Here is a 19,227-nt window from a genome sequence, read left to right as displayed (position 1 = left end):
GCGCACGTTCTGGAATTGCGCTGTCATCTCCCCGGCAAGAAATGCTACCTCCCCTCGGGTCATCGCTTACTAAGTAGACACACAGGTATTGGTCAAAGCATCTGCAAAGATATTCTTTCTGTAACTTGACCCGCTATGGACTGTGCGGCCTATTCTAGAGGTCAGGGATAGATCGATTCCTTTGAAAATATTACTTTTCCGCTCGCAGGGGTGGGATGGTCCTTTATACTTTGGCCGGATGGGTTCGGACAGCATTTTGGTATTATCTCGTGGCAACCTATTTCGCTTCGATAATGTGATCTATGAGCTTCGTATGAAAGTTCGCGAGCTAAAAGTGCCCGCTCCAGCCCACCCAAGAGAAATCCGATGACCAGTTTGCCTGCCATCGGATGGTTTATGCTCTCGGAGGCCGATCGCGACGCGGCTCACCGCTTCCTGTCACAGCTCGCGTCGGACGGGACGCGCGACGAGCTCGGCTTAGCCCCCATCCATTTTGCGTTCGCCGATCGGTTTTTTCCCGGAACCTCGGTTCAGCACCAGCAACTGCGCTATGTGTTCTTCGTCGCTTGGGCTTATCAAGAGCTATTAGACATCAGCGACGGTGGCAACTTCGACCGGGACCGACTTTTCGAGATCGAGCGTCGTTACTCTCTTCGTCTGATGAAGGGCGTTTCAAAGCTTCAGAACTCCGGTATCAATGGGTGGACAAAGTATCAGGCGAGGGAGCGCCCAGTTGTCCGCGCGAGCACGATCTACTGGACCGCTCTACGCTCCTGGAAGATCGTAAACTCCATCCCGGGAACTGAAGATGTCCCGACGGAGTCGCAAATGCAGGCCGCATGGCCGATGCTAATCTCGCGAGACTACAGTGACGCGCTCAGGAGCTCTGTGATCGATCTGTTCGAAGACATGCCGCGCGCGCCAGACGGCTGGCGGCGCAAGACTGGCCCCCTCGATTTAAAGCTCTCTAGCATAGAGGCGGAATACATCCGCCGAAAGTGGCGGCAGGCTGGTTCAGGAGGAACGCCTCCGTTGCTCAGCCGCTTGGCAGACGCCGGCGTATCCACAAAATCTCTGTGGTCAAGAAATGTTCTGGACGTGGCTTCTATCGAGGAGCGCAAACTGCTCGCGCTGGCGAGAAGTGCGGCCTCGATTGCGTGCATCGCGCGCGCGGCCTATGCCGCACTGGTGGAAGCGAAGCGCAACAAGGACTTGGAAACCAACACAAGGCGCCATTCCCACGCGCTGCCTGAGCTCACCGCTAGGCACCGTGAAGCCGCGTTGAAGATCGATCTCGACGCCCTGCGCGCGGAAACCCGCATGGACTCCCATCTGGAGCGCTTCCTACAAGAGGTGCTCGAATGGGTTCGCAACCGAGGATCGCTCGACAGCATCTCGCGTGCCCTTGAGACGCGCGAGCGCGAGCTGAAGCAGGATCGGGCATACCTTCTTAATGCTAAGCGGCGCGCGGACTGGCAAAAAGATGTCGCAACACCGCTCGACTATCGGTGGCCGGTAGTGCGGCAGATGATCATCCGGGTCGGAACGGGCATATGAGCTTCAACCGGTGTAGCCGCATCTCAGTCTTTGGCGCCCTGCGCCCCGACGCTGGGCAATCCGTGTCGCACGCGGTCGTCGCCACCTACTCGCTCGATCTCGTTTCGCTACTCGGCCTCGTTTTGGTGCTCGGCGGTGACGCCGAAGCTGAGTTCGAGAACTCCCCTCTCGGCCTCGTGAAGGCCTTCGACAGCGTGCGCGGTAGGCTCCGCGTGTTGCATCAGGTTGGTCGAATTATTGCACCTCGAGCGCACAGATCAATCCTGCCGTTGCTCGACACAATGGTCGAGTCGATCGCGGCCAACGAGCGCCGCCAGAGCTGGCATCCAAAGGTCGCGCTCGTTCGATATGATAGCGATCCCATACAGTGGCGCTTCTGGATCGGCAGCCGGAACCTGACCGGCTCGCGCGATCTGGATGCTGGCCTTCTCCTTGTGTCCTCGCACGAAAAGGCGGCGCGTCCAGTTCCCGATATCTCCGAGCTGGCGCGTGGCCTGTTGGTCGAAGGCGAATTTAGCGCGACTGAAATCGAAGAACTGCGCGCTTCGCGCTGGCTCGCTCCAGCCGGCACCTCTATTCGACGATTGCTGTGGCGCAGGCCAGGTGGAGAGACGCCTTTCATTTCTTCGCCATTGCTCGATCGAGCGGAGATGGCCAGCGCGGTCAGCCCCTTCATCGACAAAGCCGGTCTGGAGGAACTCCGAAAGGCAGGTCCCCCCACTTTTACACTTCTGACGAATGATGTTTCGGCTGGCGGTTTTGCGCCGCACCCCGGGATCGTCTTTCGGACAGGTTCGGCGCCCGAACCGGAAATGACGGTATCGGTAGACCAGCAGACCGTAGACAGGACCGCGGAGTTTATCGAGCCGCCACCGTCAGGCGTCCACGCCAAGATGATCGCCGTCACCAGGGGAAAGCGGTCAACAATAATGCTCGGAAGCGCGAACCTAACGAAACGCGGTTTGCTAGGTCCGAACGCCGAGGCGGTTGCCATCCTTGACGTAGAGGACACAGCGCTGGCCGAATCGCTTCACAAGTTCGTGCAATCTGGCTTCGAGTTCGAATCTTCTCGAGTGGATCAAGAACTCGCGGAATTGGAGGAGGGTCAGCGGCATCTGGACGAGCGGATCGCTCTCCTGCTCGAATGTGAACTCAGCCTTGAATACGAGGCAGGCGGACTGACACTTACCCTCGGAAAGGGCGCGGACGCCGCACTCTCCACCGCGCGGTTCGAGGCTGCACCGTTCCTCGCCGCCGACACTTGGATACCAATCGAGACAGGTATGCGGAAAGTCCAACTTCTGCGCGGGAATGTCGGGCTAAGCGAGCAGACTTCGTTCGTCTCTTTCCGCGCAACAAGCTTGAAGGATCCGAAGATTCAAAGAAGCTGGGTGCTCGCGCTACAGGTCATCGGTCTCGACAATGACCGGCGTAACCTCGCACTCTTAACCCGATATGTTGGTGCAAGCAGGTTTCGGGACTGGCTACGCTCGCAGATCGAAGGTCTCGACGTCACGGCAGGCGAGAATTGGTCCGACCGGCTCCAGCAACCCCACCAGAGCAAGACCTCCAGGGTTCCAGAGATGTTCACCTTGGAAACGATGCTGTCCGCCTGGGCCCGCGATCCTCGTGGCTTCGAGAGGCGCACCGCCGGCATGATGGAGATGCTAGACTCATTCCGCGAAACCTTCGAGGAACTGCCCGAAGGAGAGGAGAGGCGCGCAGCGCTCGCAGACCTCTCCGAAGTGCGCCCGTTCCTCGAAGCCGTCTACAGCGCAATCCACGACGTCGCCTAATGGAGCTGACCCCGTTCCAGATTAGCACCGTCGACGTGGCGAGCACGGTCCTAAAATCCAATGGTCCGCGGCGCTTCCTCGTCGCAGACGAGGTCGGGCTAGGCAAGACCATCATAGCACGGACGATCGCTCAGCGACTGCGAACCGGACGCAAGCTTCTAAACGTGATGTATCTCTGTCCGAGTCTCGCGATCGCCGGCCAGAACCGGCCAAAATTCGTCTCGTTAACTGGGATCGATCCCGAGGAATACCATCCTGGCGGGGACCGCCTCGCGCTGGTCCCGGGCTGGCTGCCAAAGGATGGGAACGGGTTCCGGGTGTTCACCTTCACCCCGGAGACGAGCTTGCCCGGGTGGAAACCAGGCCCGCGAACCGGCCGGAAGGCGGAGCGCGAACTGATCCGAGCGGTGCTGGAACGTTTTCCGAAGTTGTTGTCCGCCGTGACACGGCTCGACCTTGATCGCTCCGCCTGCGGAAGGCGACCACTATTCACCGAAGGCCGCTCCGACCTGAACGGTTTTACCGCCATCGGGATCGAGCGGGCGATGCGGGACGTATTCGACTGCCAGTCTGGGAGCATCGAGAAGGCTGTGTTGGGATGGCTCGAGCGCGAGGATACCGACCTCTTAGAGTTCGTCGGGCGCTTTAGGTCGGTCCTCGCGCTGGCGGCGTTGCGCCTCAGGACGGTCAAGCCCGACCTCGTCATACTCGACGAATTCCACCGATATGCGGATCTCGTAGTTCCAAAGGCCGAGACTTCGAATGTCGGGCTCAAGCAGGAACGAGCGAGAATTCACTGGCTCCTCAAAGAGGCGCTTCTCGGCGGCGATGATCGACCGGCTGTTCTTTTGCTCTCGGCGACTCCCTATAAGCTGCGACGCCTCGACGGCAAGGAGATTCACGAGGTCGACAACTACCGGTCGCTCATCGATCTTGTTGGTTTCCTGGCCGGCGACGAAGGATACCGTGCCAAAGTTGAGGAGGCGATGCGTGAATACCACCGTGCTTTGAGAACGATCGAGTCGAAGGACACGATCCGCGCGTCAGTCCTGAGAACCAAGGAAAGGTTGGAAGCGCTGCTTCGGCCCCTGATGGCTCGGACGGAACGTGCCTTGGTGCACAAGGAAGATCTTTTTGACCGCGATAACCCGCAGGTGTCTGTCGAAACCCAGGACCTCGTCGTGTTTAAGCACTTTGCGGAGACTGTAGGATCGGAATTCGCCGGCTGGGCACCGGCTATGTGGACCTCGATCCCATACCCTTCGCAAACGATGCACGGTTACAAGATTTGGAAGTCCCTTCAGGCGGCCACGCCCGCTCCGATACAGGCCGGAAGCCGCAAGGGTAACGTGGCGCACCCTCAGCTGCGCCATCTCGACCAACTGGTCGGGGATCCAGCACATCTCTCACTACCGTGGCAGCCGCCGACTGTCGCCTGGTGGCGACTAGAGGGGCCGTGGTCCGACAGGCGACCGCTTCCCGGCAAGACGTTGTTGTTCAGCAGGTGGCGCGGCGCCCCAACAGCCATCTCGGCGTTGCTCTCGATCAAGCTGTCTGGCGGACTGCGCAAGCCAAAGGCGAAGGCGCCAGTCCCGCTCCTTCGGCCCGGCGGCAGCGAGACCGGAGCTCTGGTCGGGCTCTTCATGCCGTGGCCCAACCTGCCACTCGCGATCGAACCGCAGAAGTCCAAGGGCATGGCCATTGGTAGCATCCGAGCAGACGCCCGCCGACAGCTCGAAAAGTATCTCCAGGCGAGGCGTATCCGCCTCGACGGGACGGAAAAGCGTCCGACCTGGATTGTCGCGGCAGGGATTGAGCACGAGATCAACGGGACAACCTATCAGAGGGTGTCTTCGCTGGCCGCGAAAGCCAGCAGCAGCTTGAAGGCTAAGAACTGGTCCAAACTGCCCAGGATCAACCGGATCTCACGGGCTGAGCTGACGGCGCTAAGCGACCACCTACTGTCATCGCCGGGCTCGATCTTGGCGCGGTGCCTCGCGCGCCACAATGTTCCGCAGGATCGGCCTCGCGATCGACAGCGGACATTCTCGTTCTCGTGGGAGAGTTTGCGGCGCTATCTTGGCAACAGGGCTTTCGCCAAGCTTGTCCTGTCATCGTCCAAGAAGAAGCGCTATCCCGACGCCCTCGCGGACGCGATGCTCAAGGGCGGTTTCGAGGCCGTGCTGGATGAGCAGATGTGCCTCCTCTCCAGGTTTGGCGACGCCGAAGGATTGGAAATCGTCGACCAGCTTTCTGCTGGTCTGCTCGACCGGCCTGGTCTCGTGCAATTCCGCCACAGCGGCACGAACCACCGTGTGCCCGTTCAGGCCGTGATCCCATTCGCCGGAGGCCAGCGGAGTCGCGGCGGGAAGAAGGGAGGCAAGCGCTTCCGTAGCGACATCCTGCGCCATGCGTTTAACTCGCCCTTCTGGCCGCATATGCTCTGCACGACGTCGATCGGTCAAGAGGGACTAGACTTCCATCTTTGGTGCAGCCGGATCGTTCACTGGGATCTCCCGAGCGATCCAGTTGACTTTGAGCAACGTGAGGGCAGGATCGCGCGCTACGGGAGCCTCGCTGTCCGCCGATCTCTAGCGCGTGAACACGGCGTTCAATCGCTCGGTGCCGACCGAGGCGTGAGCCCGTTTGGCGAACTGATTTCGCTTGCTAGACGGGTCGATGGTGACCGCACGGGATTAGAGCGGTGGTGGCTTCCGGCCAATGGCCGCCCGACCAGCATCAGCTTCGACTGGCGCTTCAGCCACCGGGCGGCCAGACGGGAACGCATGCTTGAGGAGTTGCTATATTATCGGCTCGCACTAGGCCAGCCAGATCCCGAAGCGTTTGTCACTATGCTTCGCAACATCGACGCCGACGAGACCAGTGGAAGGGAACTCGCAATCGACCTTTCGGCGATCTCGCGGGACACGACGGCCCAGTGATGAACAAGTCTTGGAGAGCGTGGCTCAGACCGCGAGACGGAATTCTTGCGGTCTTCGTCGCGCACATGGGCGGTGCTAGAATTAGACGCGCCGCGGCATCTGTCTTTCGTCACACACATCCAAGTCCGAAAGTTGCATTGGCCACATAACTGCGATCGGCTCAATTAGCTCTTAACGGATCTTTTTGACGCCGATTTCTCGGATATTCGCGTGGTAGGTGATGAAGATCTGCGCAATGGCGACGGCCTGAAAGCCCAGTAAACGCTTACTTATAACATTCATGATTCGTTATGTTCGCGACGAACGGTGCGTCGACCTAATAACTGGGTTCACCTCTTACAGCCAATCTCTTCTCCCTCATGCAGACGAAGCCATACTTCCTCAACCGCACACCTCTCTCTTGTTCGCACACTCTGCACATCGGAGTCTGAATGACAATCCGGACAAAGAAGCGGGGAGGCGCCTCACAACGGTTTCCACACCTGTCATGATCGGCGGGCGCGGCCGGGAACTACTTGATCTTGAATCCGCTCCAGCGTCGCTGCAAACCGTCCAGAGCGTAGCCGATGACAGCATTCATCTCCTTCCAGTCTGCGAGGCCTATCTCCTCGGCGTTCCTCCTGCGCGGTGATTTACCCCTGTCCCGTTTCGCTGCCAGTCGTCTTTCCTCGCCAAGGGCACGCAGCCGTAAATTTATCCCGTAGACGCCCCGGTTCTTCATCTGAGCTTTTGCGTCTTCGAATATGTGCTGCAGCGGCTCAATCATCGGCAGTCTGCAGCGCAGGAAATCCTTGGTGATCTTCCTAAATGAGATGCTGCTCAGATCGTCGATTGTTTGCAGACCATGTTTGTTCAGCGTCTCTGTCCCGGAGATCGTGACTTCAATCCGGGCGCGGCGTTCTTCGTCTGACAAGGAGGTGAAAGTATTCTTACCCAGATTTCTCCGGTCTGAGATTTTGTGCTGAACACTGACCATGTGCGGCGCGAACTTGCCACCCTTCGCTATCGTAGAATTCAGGTGTAGCGTGCTCCCCGGTTTCTTCGTCAAGATACGGTTTCTGATCTCGGGATCGATAACAAGCGCATCGCTTTCATTTCTGTAGAATCCACCGGACGATTTCACGTGCGCGAAGAGGAAAGCGGTCTTGGGCACGACCTCGCCGTATTCGATTTCTTTCTCGGATAGCTGGCGCGCATCTGCATGTCGCGGCGTTGTAGAACCTGGCTCCAGACTGCGACTGGGGCTGGTCCAATGGTGGCGCTGTAGCAGACCGACCATCCGCTCGCGGCGCAGAAGGGCCTCTTCCGTGGTGCACGGTTTCCTGGGATAGAAATCGACCGAGACTTCGATCAAATGGAACAGCACTGGCTCAATGAGACCTGGCCCAACCTTGATCGCTTTCAAAATCGCAGCCAGCACCTCCGGTGTCGGCTCCTGGATCATCACAGCGAAGTGATGCCCGGTTAGTTTGCTCAAATCCTGGAGCGGCAATGGCGTCCCCCAACCATTTTCGTTTTTGATCTTTGTCAGATCGCGAACGAAGGTCGACTTGCCGGTCGTCTTTTCGATTTGCTTCTTGAGCGTTTTTTCGTCTGTCTCGGCTGTGGTGCTTGCCAGGATCGCGAGGCTGTCGATCAGCGCCTTCACTTGGTAGTCGCCGCGAATGTTCACATCCGGCATCAAGGTAATCGTCCCTTTCCGGTCCGCGCGTGCGTTCCCGGACAACGATGTCGGGGCGGTCTTGTGCGGCACATATCGGAGCTGCGGGTTCAGCTTGGTGCCCGATGGCAAGCGCCTATACTCCTCGGCATGCGCGTCAGATTGATACTCAAGCGCGATCTCAAACGGCGCGAGGGTCGCAGGACGTGGCGAATCCGGTTCGACAAAAATCTCTTGAAAAATAGTCTGTTTCGCCGGCAGCAAGCCTGTTATCGCATCCAGTGCGCGTTCGATCTCCGGCGATTTCTTGATCGGCTTGCCGCTGTGTAGTTCAGAACCAGACTTCAGGTGTCGCAGGTAGTCTGACAGGATGTGCCTCGCGGAACGGAGAGGTGCATCGAAACTCGAGGCTGCGACCTTCTCGTCGAACAAGATCTTCCACTGTTCAGCTACGTCTTTTTTTGTGATTTCCCGCATCCGGGTTTTTCGTCCGCGCGCTGGCTGTGCATGACGCTTCTTGCGTTCCGCCGTCTTCATCTCAGATAGGATCGCACCGACGCACTTCAGGATCTTCTTCGGATCCGCCGGTTTTCCGGGGCGCGATTCCGCACCTGGACTACCTTTGGTCAGCCAGTTCCCAAACACGACAAGTTCGGCTTGCTTTTTCAGCACGCCCTTCGCGTTGATCGCATCGGCGAGTGTGGAGGGAACATTTCTCACCATGTCAACCTGCCGCCGGACCACCATGGTGTTCAATCTACGCGCAAACTTTGGATCCAGAGGGCCAGCTTCAAGGTCACCAACCTCAAAGAGCTCCGTCGAAGCCGACGCCAACTTTTCCCCGCGAATTCGCTGGGTCACTTGCACGCTGGTCATCTAGTGCTGCTCCTTCGAGAAATCGGAACTCGATTACGGCGAACAGAGAACCTCGGCAAGCGACCTTCTCGCGATTGTGGAAAAGCGGCAAAGATGGAAGCCTATCCAAAGTTTGGGATCTTCTGAGCGACGGTAAGGAATGGCTCTGAACCCAGATAGGGACCCGTCGGCGGCCTAACCAGTGAGCGAAGTCCTAGGGATATATGCTGCACTTGATAGGGATGCATTCTGGCTCCTGAACTGTTCCGAGGCCTATCCTCCCTTAGCGGACTTGGGCATTCGCACATTGGCTGCGGCTTCTCACCAAAGCTACGCTTCAGAAGTCGTCGTCGCTCCATTCTTCATCCAGCGCTTCAGGCAGCGGCAGGTGGCCATAAAAGGCCTGCCGGTGAAGATGAATGTTGATCCGAGCGGAATACATCTTGGGCATCGTGTCGATTGCGAACGCTTGCCCTGCGGCCGTTCCCTCGATTAGCTGCTCGCCCCAAATACCTAGGTTCCCGGCCCAGTAGCCACTGCCTAATATCCGCTGAGCCGCAATTTGAAACGATACATCGTCATCCTTGTCGCGAGCGATTATCCATGAGGAGTCTGCGGGATAGTCGATACGGTTCTTGGGCTGGCTGGCGTGGCCATAGCTCCGAGGCTTGGTAGTGCCCCAATCGCCGTAGATGATTCTTGGGTGGTTGGTCGCCTGTTGCACTTGAGCCAGCAGGTCACGATTCTTGAAAACGCATACATCTGTCCCATCAAACATCGTGAAATCCTTCGGAAACGAAGTGCAGGAAATGGCAATCGGGACCTCTGGCGGTATCGTCGCGAAAAAGCTGTTAGTGTAACCGCTCGCAAGGGCTGCCACTAGGAGCGGGTCCGGCACCCAGCCAAACTCGAACACCACGGCATAGTCATTCGCCCCCTCGTCGGCCAGTTCAGCCACCAGAGCTGGCATCCATTGCGGGATGCCCGATCCAATACCCTCAGCAAGGTTCATCCGAAGACAGAAGGTCCGGTCATTTTCCCGTGCCCAAGCGATCTGTTCTCGCGCGCTGTCGATTGTGCGCTCTGCCATCAGCAGGCAAGGGTTAGCGTTTGGATACTCCGAAAGCAGGTTCCACCACTCATTGAGGCCCGCAGGTTTAGTGGCCAAACTTGCCCACTGATCTTTTGCCTCGTTGGGCTTGTCGTTCACCCGGTAATAGGTATCCACGTCAATGAAGTAAGGGCGTGAGGAGTATGATTCCTCAAACTTGTCCAATGCGCGAGAGAGAGGTGACGTCGCCAGCCATGGGGCCAACAGCACGAGCGGCGTTAGCCGATCTTTCGTTGTCCCCGGCAGCTCTTTGAGACCGCTGAGTTCGGCGGGACGGATGCCCAGCGTTACTAGATACTCCTGAACATCCATTGCCCGTTCCGCCTCCTCACACCATCTGGAGTTTAATTTCCATCGCAGCCGTAGAGACGCCAAAGCGGCGGGCGAGGTCTTCGATCACCTCGGGTGTCATCGGCCCAGAGTATTCAGCGGTGGCGTCGGCAAGCTGAGAGGATGGTATGACAAGATCCGATGCAAGACGGTTTGCCTCGTATTCGATCTGCATTGGCTGGTCTGGCGCGCGAAGCAAAACGTTTTCGGACCAACCATTCGCCTCCTCAACTCGATCACGATGAAGCAAAAAATGCGCAAGCTCGTGGGCGAGCGTGAAGCGCTGGCGGTGCTTAGCCTCGTGCCGGTTGACGCGGATGACGAAGTCTCCGTTCTCTTGGCCGATCTGGCCAGAGGTTCCGCGAGGCAACGTAGACAGCAGGACCTTTACACCAAGTCGCTTAGCGATGGCACCCAACTTCACTGGATACTCAGTCAGATACTCATCAATATCCGCCCGAACCTCTGGATCAAGGTTCAGATATTCTTTGGAAGGCGACTTGACCTCCCAGCCTTTTGAAGCGGATATAGTTTGCATATTTCCGTCCATGGTTTCTACCTCCTGTTTTTCAGGCTTCTCCGCCTTCATCGTCTGCGTAAACTTCCGGGTTGTCTGGGTCGGGCTCCGGCCCGCCACCTTGCATCCGCATCGCGACGCGCTCAAGCACTTCATCCAGCTCGCCTCGCTGAGCCATCTCGCTCAGTATTTTGTGACCCAACTCGTCGTTCAGCAGCGCATTTTGCAGCACTAATGGGAGCGCTTCCTGCACCTTCACGTTGACATTGGGCTCAAGCTCAGCAGCCATAGTCTCGTTAATCTTTTCGGCTGCCGCATCTTTGGCTCCTTCCGCCGCCTCGTCTTTGATCTCGCGCAGCGTCTTGAGTGCGACCAGACCGATCACGAGAGCTCCCACGGTTACTGCGAGGCCAACGGCTCCGAGGAAGATCGTCGCCACGGTAAGCAGCAGGTCAACATAGTCTGCCCTAGTGGGGTCGATGTGGGCAGACTGACCTTCGACCGTGAGACCCCAGCCAAACCAGAACACGACTGCGCCAACGGCGGCAAACCCACCAATTATTGCCCCGAGTATTGCGGCGCCGACCTTACCCAATGCCTAACTCCTGACCCTCCAAATAGGAACGTTTGATGAACAAATCAATTCGGATTCTATAGCACGCGCTTAGTCAGGTCGATAGAAATACCAACTTTTCAACGCCCTTTACCGCGGCTCCGCCCTGAAGATCCATGCCCAGGAAGGACCAGCGATTTCGATGATGTAAGTTCGATTTGGAGCCACACTGGAGCTACTACTATGTCAGATGACCAAGCACCGAAGATCTACGCGACTGCTCTGCATCACGAGAGCGTTGAATTGAGGGAAATATTGAAGTCGCAAGGGATAGCGGTTGAGAATCCAAGAGTATGACGCGTAGGCTGTAACCGCAGCGGCTCGTCCGAAGTCAGTCGAAGTCAGATTTAATTGATATAATGCACATGAGCCCACTTGACGATTTATTGCAGTCCTATCGCGCAGCTGCTGTCACAGAACGTGAAAAAGGCACCTATCTCGAGCGCTTGGCGTGTGTCTACCTGACCGCAGACCCGGTTCAGGCAGAAGAATACGCGGACGTTTGGTCATGGTCGGATTGGGCCGCCCAGCACGGCTGGAACGGCAAAGACGTTGGCATCGACCTCGTCGCGCAGCTGCGGAATGAAGACGGTTTCGCCGCGATCCAGTGCAAGTTCTACGGGGCGCAGCACCGGATCCAGAAAGCGGACATCGACAGCTTCATCTCGGCGTCGGGCAAAGCTCCTTTCGTTCGACGCGTCGTCATCGACACCACAGAGGTTCCCTGGGGTGCCAACGCCGAGGAGATGATCGCTGGTCAAAGTATCCCGGTTGTTCGCCTGTCCCTCACGCATCTCCGCGAGAGCCCGATCGATTGGACAATCTTTGGTATTCGCGGTGAAGCCGTTCTGTCAGCGAAGAAATCTCTCAGACCTCACCAGATTGAAGCGCTTGAGGCCGCGCGCACTGGCCTGTCCGAGGCGGATCGCGGCAAGCTCATCATGGCCTGCGGCACCGGCAAGACGTTCACCTCTCTCAAGATCGCGGAGGATCTGGTCGGCAAGGGTGGTCGCGTGTTGTTCATGGTCCCCTCTCTGGCGTTGATGTCCCAGACGGTTCGGGAATGGACGAACGACACGGAGACACCTCTACGGTCTTTTGCGGTTTGTTCTGATGCGCAAGTCGGCAAGCGCCGTGTTTCGAACGAAGATGCGGCCGAGATCGAGGCGCACGATCTCGCGTTCCCGGCCACGACCAGTCCAGAGCGACTCGTCGAGAAGGCGGGTCAGGATGATCCGGAACGGATGACGGTCGTTTTCTCGACCTACCAGTCCATCGGGGTGCTGGATGCCGCGCAGAAGGCGGGCCTCCCCGCCTTCGACCTGATCGTGTGCGACGAGGCGCACCGCACGACCGGCGCGACGCTGGCCGGCGAGGAAGAGTCGAACTTCGTCCGCATCCACGACGATGCCTGCGTCGTGGGGCGCAAACGCCTCTACATGACCGCGACGCCGCGGATCTTCGGCGATGCGGTGAAGACGCGGGCCGATGAAGAGGCCGCCGTCCTGGCATCGATGGATGACGAAACCCTCTACGGTAAGACGCTGCTCCACAAGGGGTTCGGCTGGGCCGTGCAGAAAGGCCTGTTGACCGACTACAAGGTCATCGTGCTGGCCATGGACGAGGGCCTCGTAAGCGCCAGCCTCCAGAAACGCCTGGCGGATCAGAATTCGGAACTCGACCTCGACGACGCCACCAAGATCATCGGCTGTTACAAGGCGCTGACCAAGCAGGACCTGAAACAGGACATTTCCTTCGACCCGCAGCCCATGAGGCGCGGCTTGGCGTTCTGCAAAAGCATCGCCGCCTCCAAGCTGATCCGGGACGAGTTTGCCAATGTAGTGGCCGAATACACCGGCGACGACGCGATGATCGAGGACGATGCGCCCTCCTCGCCCGACCGTCTCGACATCGAGATCGAGCACGTCGACGGCACCTTCAACGCCAAGTCCCGCAACCAGTTGCTCGACTGGCTCAAGGCAGAGGCCGATGGCAATACTGCCCGCATCCTGACCAATGCACGCTGCCTGTCCGAGGGCGTCGACGTGCCCGCTCTGGACGCGATCATGTTCCTGCACCCGCGCAAGTCCCTGATCGACGTGGTGCAGTCCGTCGGCCGCGTCATGCGTCGCGCCGAGGGCAAGAAGATGGGCTACGTGATCCTGCCCGTCGGCGTGCCAGCAGGGGTGGAGCCCGAGGTCGCGCTGCAGGACAACGAACGCTACCGCGTCGTCTGGCAGATCCTGAACGCCCTCCGGGCCCATGACGAACGTTTCGACGGCACCATTAACCAGGCATCGCTCGGTCAGGATGTCTCCGACAGGATTGAGATCGTCGGCGTCACGAAGGAATCCGAAGAGCTCAGGTCCATCACCCACGAGGTGACCGAGTTGCCAACCCGCAAGGCGCAAGCGCAGGCCGGGCTCGGCCAAGGGAGCGACACCGGCGATATCGTCATCGAGGGCCCGAGCGCCGAGCAATACGAGCTATTCATCGACGAGTTCTCCAAGGCTATTATGGCCAAGATCGTCAAGAAGTGCGGCACCCGCGACTACTGGGAGGACTGGGCGACCAACATCGCCGAGATCGCGCAGCGCCACATCTCGCGCATCACCGGCATCCTGGCCGAACCCGGCACCAACGCCCGCAAGGCCTTCGACGATTTCCTCGCCGAGCTCCGCGACGACCTCAACGACTCCATCACCGAACAGGACGCCATCGAGATGCTGGCCCAGCACCTCATCACGCGTCCCGTGTTCAAGGCGCTTTTCGCCGGGCACCAGTTCACCGACCAGAACCCCGTCTCCCGCGCCATGCAGCAGGTGCTGGACGTGCTGGACGAGAACCGCATCGACAAGGAAACCCGCGATCTCGAAAAGTTCTACGACAGCGTCCGCAACCGCGCCCACGGGATCACCGATCCCCAAGCCAAGCAGCGCCTGATCGTCGAGCTCTACGACAAGTTCTTCCGCAACGCCTTCCCCCGCACGACCGAGAAGCTGGGCATCGTCTACACGCCGGTCGAGATCGTCGATTTCATCCTGCACTCGGTCAACGAGATGTTGCGGGAGCACTTCGGCCAGTCTCTCGGGTCTAAGGGCGTCCACATCATGGACCCCTTCACCGGCACGGGCACTTTCATCACGCGGCTGCTGCAATCCGGCCTGATCGCCCCGGAAGAGCTGGAGCACAAGTATCGCCACGAGATCCACGCCAACGAGATCGTCCTGCTGGCCTACTACATCGCCGCGATCAACATCGAGGCGGTTTACCAGGGCGAGGCCAAGAAGAACGACTACGTGCCCTTCGAGGGGATCTGCCTCACCGACACCTTCCAGATGTATGAGGGCGACGACGAACTGGCGCTCTACATGCCCGACAACTCCGAACGCCGGACCCGGCAGAAAGAGCTGGATATCCGGGTGATCGTGGGCAACCCGCCTTACTCCGTCGGGCAGTCGACTGCCAATGATGACAACGCCAATGTCACCTATCCGGGATTGGACGAGCGGATCAGGTCCACATATGCGGCGCGTTCGGCCAATACGAACATGCGGTCGCTTTACGACAGCTATATACGGGCTATCCGCTGGGCCTCCGACCGGATCGGAGATGCAGGCATCGTGGCCTTCGTCACGAACGCAGGATGGGTAGATGGCAAAGCAGCGGACGGGCTGCGGGCGTGTCTCGCTGAGGAGTTTACAGACCTTTACGTTTTCCACCTTCGAGGCAATCAGCGCACCAGTGGCGAGCGATCACGCAAGGAGGGCGGAAAAATATTCGGCTCTGGCAGCCGTGCCCCGATCGCCATCAGCGTCTTCGTCAAGAACCCGGACGCGGCAAAGCATGGGCACATCTATTTCCATGACATCGGTGACTATCTTGACCAAAAACAGAAGCTGGCCATCATCCGCGACTTCGGCAATGTGCGAGGAATCTCGGATACGAGCGGGTGGGTGGAAGTTGAGCCCAACGCGCATCACGACTGGCTGTCACAGCGCACCGAGGACTTCGAGAAGTTCGCCCCGCTTTCTGCAAAGGATGGCGACAAGGCTGGCCTATTTGAGACCCACTCCGCCGGGCTGAAAACAAATCGCGACGTCTGGGTTTATGACGCATCGAAAAAATCTTTAGAGGACCGTGTTCGGGGGCAGATTCATTTCTTCAACGATCAGGTATCGCGCCGAGAAGCAGACACTTCCTACAAGGCTGATACCGATGGCAAGAATTTCAAATGGTGCCAGGCAACGTTGAAGGCCTTCGAACGTCATCGAAATATGGATTTCCATGACGATGTCATACAGGCTGCAATGTATCGGCCGTTCCAGAAGCTTTGGGTCTACAAGCACAAGAGCTTGAACTGGAGCAGCTACCTGATGCCGCGATACTTTCCGACAGCGCATGAGGACAATCTATGCATCTGCATGTCCGGCCCCGGCGGGAGAGGTGAGTTCACGGCACTCATGTCAGACGTCGTGCCCAGCATTCATTTCGCCGACAGGGACGGAATTCAAAGCGTTCCCCTTTACCTTTACGACCAGCAGGATGAGGAGCCGGGCGGCCTCTTCGAAGGCCAGTCCTCCGGCCTTCAGCGCCGCGACGCGATCACCGATGCCGGGCTGGCGCATTTTCAGGCGGCCTATCCGGGCGAGGAGATCACCAAGGAGGATCTCTTCTACTACGTCTACGGCCTGCTGCATTCGCCCGACTACCGCGACCGCTACGCCGACAACCTGACCAAGGAACTGCCCCGCGTCCCTGCGGTGAAGACATACGCCGACTTCCGCGCCTTCTCCGACGCCGGCCGGCGCCTTGGCAACCTACACGTGAACTACGAGACGGTGGAGCCATACCCCGTCACCTACAAGCAGGGCACGCCCGCGCTGTGGAACGTGGGCGACCCCAAGGCCTTCTACCGCGTCACCAAGATGAAGTTCGGCGGCAAGGCCCGCGACAAGGACAAGACCACGGTGATCTACAACGCCAACATCACCATGACGGACATCCCGCTGGAGGCCTACGACTACGTCGTCAACGGCAAGCCCGCGCTGGAATGGGTGATGGAGCGCCAGGTGGTCAAGACCGACAAGGCCAGCGGCATCGTCAACGACGCCAACGACTACGCCAACGAGACCATGGGCGACCCGGCCTATCCGCTCGATCTCTTCCGCCGCGTGATCACCGTGAGCCTCGAAACGATGAAGATCGTGCGAGATGTGCCGAAGCTGGATCTGCCTACATGAGGATCCTGCGACTTCTCCTCGCGATCATCGTGATACCGTCCATGTCGATGGCTCAGAGCTTCTCTTGCGGCATGGGCGACCGTCCCGCCTGCCTTGGATATGGCGATACGGTGTGCTCCAGCCGCGGCAAATGCGTCAGCCAGGACGCGGCGTGCTTTGAAAGCTACCAGTGCAACTACGAAGGGTTCACATGCAAATCGAACCTGACCGAGTGCGGCGCGGAATACGATGGCCTGCTGATCCGGTTCAATACACTGGTCGATGACTACAACATGCTTCTGGAAGAAGCTCGTGATATGCGCACAGAATTCCAGATCGCCTTGGAAGATTTGGAGGAAACTAGACGTGACCTGCGGCGATCAGAAGAGGTGCTTTCCGACGTCCGCTCATGCATCGAAGGGCAGGGCAGTCTCGATGATCCGGACAACTGTCTGCCGTGACGGGCATCTAGTGATTCTACAATTAGCACTGAAACGATAAGAGCTGACGTGTTCTGACGGCAGACGGAGTCAAATTAAAGCTACATCACTTGCCCATTTCATATGCGGTTACACGGTTACAAAACTACATCTAACTTATTGATTTTAATAAACACAGGTCGTTGTCCAGCCTCTCACCCAAGTAAACCGGGCGCAGTCCGATTTACGTCGGCCGAAAGGGGATGCACCGCATCCCCGAGAGGCTTCCACAGAACAACCCAAGAAACCCACATCACTCGATGCCAACAGAATTTTTCAAAAATTCTGTCCCAAATTTTTTCACAAAAAATTTCTCCCCGCCTCAGCCCGCGCGCGCCCACTTCAACTGCGCATCGGTTTCCACCGCACAGGGCCGCACCGCGCGCAACCGCTCCAATGCCTCGTCCGCGTCCTCGCCAGCCTCGACCATCAGGCGCAGCGCCGCCATACCGGAGCGCCCGCAGCCTCCGAAACAGTGGATCAACACGCGCCCCCCGCCCTGCAGTGCGGCCAGCGCAGTCTTGCTGGCGATGTGCCACTCCTCGATCCGCTCCGGCGCAGGCACGCCCATATCCTCGACAGGCAGGTGGATCCACCTCGTGCCCTTGTCCTGGATCTCGGCCCCCATATCCGTCAGGCCGTGGCTGACCTGTTCCGACACGGTGGTCATCGAAAGAACCAGCGCGGGCTTCCAATCGGCGAGATGCTGCAAATCGTCGTCCCAATGCCCGCCTCTGCCCGGCATCGGGGCGATGCCGAGAATGCCCTCGGCCACCGGCAACGCGTATATGACGAACTGCGACATGCCGCCCGGCCCTCAGAGACGATCCGCTGCGAACGTGTCGCAGGACCGCACGTCGCCGCTCTCGTAGCCTGTGGCGAACCAGCGCGACCGCTGCTCGGACGTGCCATGCGTGAAGGTATGCGGCTGCGGCACCCGACCCGCGCGTTTCTGCAGATGATCATCCCCGATCCGCCGCGCCGCGTTCAGTGCCTCCTCGATGTCGCCCGGCTCCAGCAGCCCTTCGACCGACCGCGCCCAGACTCCCGACAGGCAATCGGCCTGCAATTCCAGGCGCACCGTCAGCCGGTTGGCCTCCACTTGGCTGGCCTGCTGCCGCGCGCGGTTCACCTCCGGCAGGATGCCCAACTGGTTCTGCACGTGATGCGCCACCTCGTGGGCGATCACGTAGGCCGCCGCAAAATCCCCCTTCGCCCCCAGCTCGCGCGACAGCGTGCCGAAGAACTCGGTATCCAGATACGCCTTGCGATCCGCCGGGCAGTAAAACGGCCCCGTCGCCCCCGACGCCCCGCCACAGGGGCTTTGTGTCACACCCGCGTACAACACGAGCACCGGCGGCACATAGCTCTCGCCCAGCTGCTGCTCGAACACCTGGTCCCAGACCTCTTCGGTGGTGGCCAGCACGCGCGACGTGAACTCCGCCGCCGCCTCGTTCTCGGCGCTGATCTCGCGCGGGGTGCTCTGCTGTCCGCCCGCGCCTTCCAACAGCGGCGTCACGTCGATTCCGGCGAAATACCCGATTGCCAGCACGATCAGCAGACCGACTCCGCCAAGCTGCAACCCACCCCCGCCGGACCGGCGCCGATCCTCGATATTCCGGCTGCGCCGAAACCCTTTCAACCGCATGATGTCCCCCCAAGGACGATGAACCGCAACCAACATAGCCCGGTTTTCGTTCTTTCGGATATACTGAATATGAACGAAAATTTCGCAAGGAGCCGGGAATGCCACAGGACGACGCCGACCACGGCGAGCAGGACAAGAAAACCAGGTGGGCCGAGAATCGCACCGACTGGGCGTCGGACCGCACGATCCTTGCCAACGAGCGCACCTTCAACAGCTGGATGGGCACGGGGCTGGGTGCGGTCGGCGTCGCCATTGGCCTCAAGGCCGTGTTCGGCGCGTTCGAGCCCACCTGGGCCGCCAAGGCCGTGGCATCGGCCTTTCTCGTCATCGCCATCGTCGTGTTCTGGGCCGCCCGTAACCAGGCCCGCAAGACCATCAGCAGCATGGAAACCTACGATGCCGCGCCCATGCCCACGAAAAACTTCACCCTGCTGGCAAGCCTGATGACGCTGGCCACCCTCGCCACCGGCGCCATCCTCTGGAGCCTGTGATCCCCG

The 19,227-nt window shown here is 59.1% G+C and carries 12 protein-coding genes; 6 read left to right on the top strand and 6 right to left on the bottom strand.

Translation table 11 applies throughout. The features are described 5' to 3' along the window. Nucleotides 1-366: 366 nt before the first annotated feature. Genes C2I35_RS11150 through C2I35_RS11140 form a run of 3 tightly spaced genes read left to right on the top strand, consistent with a single transcriptional unit; the run spans nucleotide 367 to nucleotide 6,295 of the window. Nucleotides 367-1,557: a DUF6361 family protein gene (locus tag C2I35_RS11150; RefSeq protein ID WP_146050016.1), complete on the top strand. Its 1,191-nt coding sequence runs from the start codon at nucleotides 367-369 to the stop codon at nucleotides 1,555-1,557. After that, nucleotides 1,554-3,353 (top strand): phospholipase D-like domain-containing protein, encoded by a 1,800-nt coding sequence (locus C2I35_RS11145; RefSeq protein ID WP_103763127.1) that lies wholly within the window; start codon nucleotides 1,554-1,556, stop codon nucleotides 3,351-3,353. Before C2I35_RS11150 ends, C2I35_RS11145 begins: the two co-directional genes overlap by 4 nt. Continuing rightward, a complete protein-coding gene (locus tag C2I35_RS11140) occupies nucleotides 3,353-6,295 on the top strand; it encodes a DEAD/DEAH box helicase (protein ID WP_103763126.1) in 2,943 nt (980 codons plus the stop codon). The genes C2I35_RS11145 and C2I35_RS11140 overlap by 1 nt, the downstream gene beginning before the upstream one ends. Before the next feature lie 511 nt (nucleotides 6,296-6,806). On the opposite strand, the gene C2I35_RS11135 is transcribed toward C2I35_RS11140, so the two are convergent. From C2I35_RS11135 to C2I35_RS11120, 4 genes are all read right to left on the bottom strand, one after another. Next, complete coding sequence (locus C2I35_RS11135; protein WP_103763125.1) at nucleotides 6,807-8,831, bottom strand: hypothetical protein; 2,025 nt, start codon at nucleotides 8,829-8,831, stop codon at nucleotides 6,807-6,809. 316 nt (nucleotides 8,832-9,147) lie between these two features. Then, complete coding sequence (locus C2I35_RS11130; protein WP_103763124.1) at nucleotides 9,148-10,233, bottom strand: beta family protein; 1,086 nt, start codon at nucleotides 10,231-10,233, stop codon at nucleotides 9,148-9,150. A gap of 16 nt (nucleotides 10,234-10,249) precedes the next feature. Then, entirely contained in the window at nucleotides 10,250-10,840 is a 591-nt protein-coding gene (locus C2I35_RS11125; RefSeq protein ID WP_245890471.1) for an ImmA/IrrE family metallo-endopeptidase, read from the bottom strand. After that, nucleotides 10,821-11,363, bottom strand: a complete 543-nt coding sequence (locus C2I35_RS11120) for a hypothetical protein (RefSeq protein ID WP_103763123.1) — start codon at nucleotides 11,361-11,363, stop codon at nucleotides 10,821-10,823. The genes C2I35_RS11125 and C2I35_RS11120 overlap by 20 nt, the downstream gene beginning before the upstream one ends. 383 nt (nucleotides 11,364-11,746) lie before the next feature. Here C2I35_RS11120 and C2I35_RS11115 point away from each other — a divergent pair, with 383 nt between their 5' ends. Further along, nucleotides 11,747-16,624 (top strand): DEAD/DEAH box helicase, encoded by a 4,878-nt coding sequence (locus C2I35_RS11115; protein ID WP_103763122.1) that lies wholly within the window; start codon nucleotides 11,747-11,749, stop codon nucleotides 16,622-16,624. Further along, nucleotides 16,621-17,064 (top strand): hypothetical protein, encoded by a 444-nt coding sequence (locus C2I35_RS11110; RefSeq protein WP_103763121.1) that lies wholly within the window; start codon nucleotides 16,621-16,623, stop codon nucleotides 17,062-17,064. The genes C2I35_RS11115 and C2I35_RS11110 overlap by 4 nt, the downstream gene beginning before the upstream one ends. Before the next feature lie 340 nt (nucleotides 17,065-17,404). On the opposite strand, the gene C2I35_RS11105 is transcribed toward C2I35_RS11110, so the two are convergent. Then, complete coding sequence (locus C2I35_RS11105) at nucleotides 17,405-17,887, bottom strand: protein-tyrosine phosphatase family protein (RefSeq protein WP_103763120.1); 483 nt, start codon at nucleotides 17,885-17,887, stop codon at nucleotides 17,405-17,407. A gap of 12 nt (nucleotides 17,888-17,899) precedes the next feature. Further along, nucleotides 17,900-18,730, bottom strand: a complete 831-nt coding sequence (gene ypfJ, locus C2I35_RS11100) for a KPN_02809 family neutral zinc metallopeptidase (RefSeq protein ID WP_103763119.1) — start codon at nucleotides 18,728-18,730, stop codon at nucleotides 17,900-17,902. 98 nt (nucleotides 18,731-18,828) lie between these two features. On the opposite strand from ypfJ, the gene C2I35_RS11095 reads away from it, so the two are divergent. Beyond that, complete coding sequence (locus C2I35_RS11095) at nucleotides 18,829-19,221, top strand: YidH family protein (RefSeq protein ID WP_103763118.1); 393 nt, start codon at nucleotides 18,829-18,831, stop codon at nucleotides 19,219-19,221. Nucleotides 19,222-19,227: the final 6 nt, after the last annotated feature.

The organism is Roseovarius confluentis (assembly GCF_002917925.1).
GTDB lineage: Bacteria > Pseudomonadota > Alphaproteobacteria > Rhodobacterales > Rhodobacteraceae > Roseovarius > Roseovarius confluentis.
Note: the sequence above shows the minus strand (reverse complement) of the source record. Positions and strands in the feature narration are given on the sequence as shown.

Excerpts from the sequence above, each read along its gene's own strand:
- C2I35_RS11110 (WP_103763121.1), top strand. The coding sequence starts at position 16,621 with ATGAGGATCCTGCGACTTCTCCTCGCGATCATCGTGATACCGTCCATG.
- C2I35_RS11125 (WP_245890471.1), bottom strand. The coding sequence starts at position 10,840 with ATGAAGGCGGAGAAGCCTGAAAAACAGGAGGTAGAAACCATGGACGGA.
- C2I35_RS11095 (WP_103763118.1), top strand. The coding sequence starts at position 18,829 with ATGCCACAGGACGACGCCGACCACGGCGAGCAGGACAAGAAAACCAGG.
- C2I35_RS11130 (WP_103763124.1), bottom strand. The coding sequence starts at position 10,233 with ATGGATGTTCAGGAGTATCTAGTAACGCTGGGCATCCGTCCCGCCGAA.
- ypfJ (WP_103763119.1), bottom strand. The coding sequence starts at position 18,730 with ATGCGGTTGAAAGGGTTTCGGCGCAGCCGGAATATCGAGGATCGGCGC.
- C2I35_RS11140 (WP_103763126.1), top strand. The coding sequence starts at position 3,353 with ATGGAGCTGACCCCGTTCCAGATTAGCACCGTCGACGTGGCGAGCACG.
- C2I35_RS11105 (WP_103763120.1), bottom strand. The coding sequence starts at position 17,887 with ATGTCGCAGTTCGTCATATACGCGTTGCCGGTGGCCGAGGGCATTCTC.
- C2I35_RS11135 (WP_103763125.1), bottom strand. The coding sequence starts at position 8,831 with ATGACCAGCGTGCAAGTGACCCAGCGAATTCGCGGGGAAAAGTTGGCG.
- C2I35_RS11145 (WP_103763127.1), top strand. The coding sequence starts at position 1,554 with ATGAGCTTCAACCGGTGTAGCCGCATCTCAGTCTTTGGCGCCCTGCGC.
- C2I35_RS11150 (WP_146050016.1), top strand. The coding sequence starts at position 367 with ATGACCAGTTTGCCTGCCATCGGATGGTTTATGCTCTCGGAGGCCGAT.
- C2I35_RS11115 (WP_103763122.1), top strand. The coding sequence starts at position 11,747 with ATGAGCCCACTTGACGATTTATTGCAGTCCTATCGCGCAGCTGCTGTC.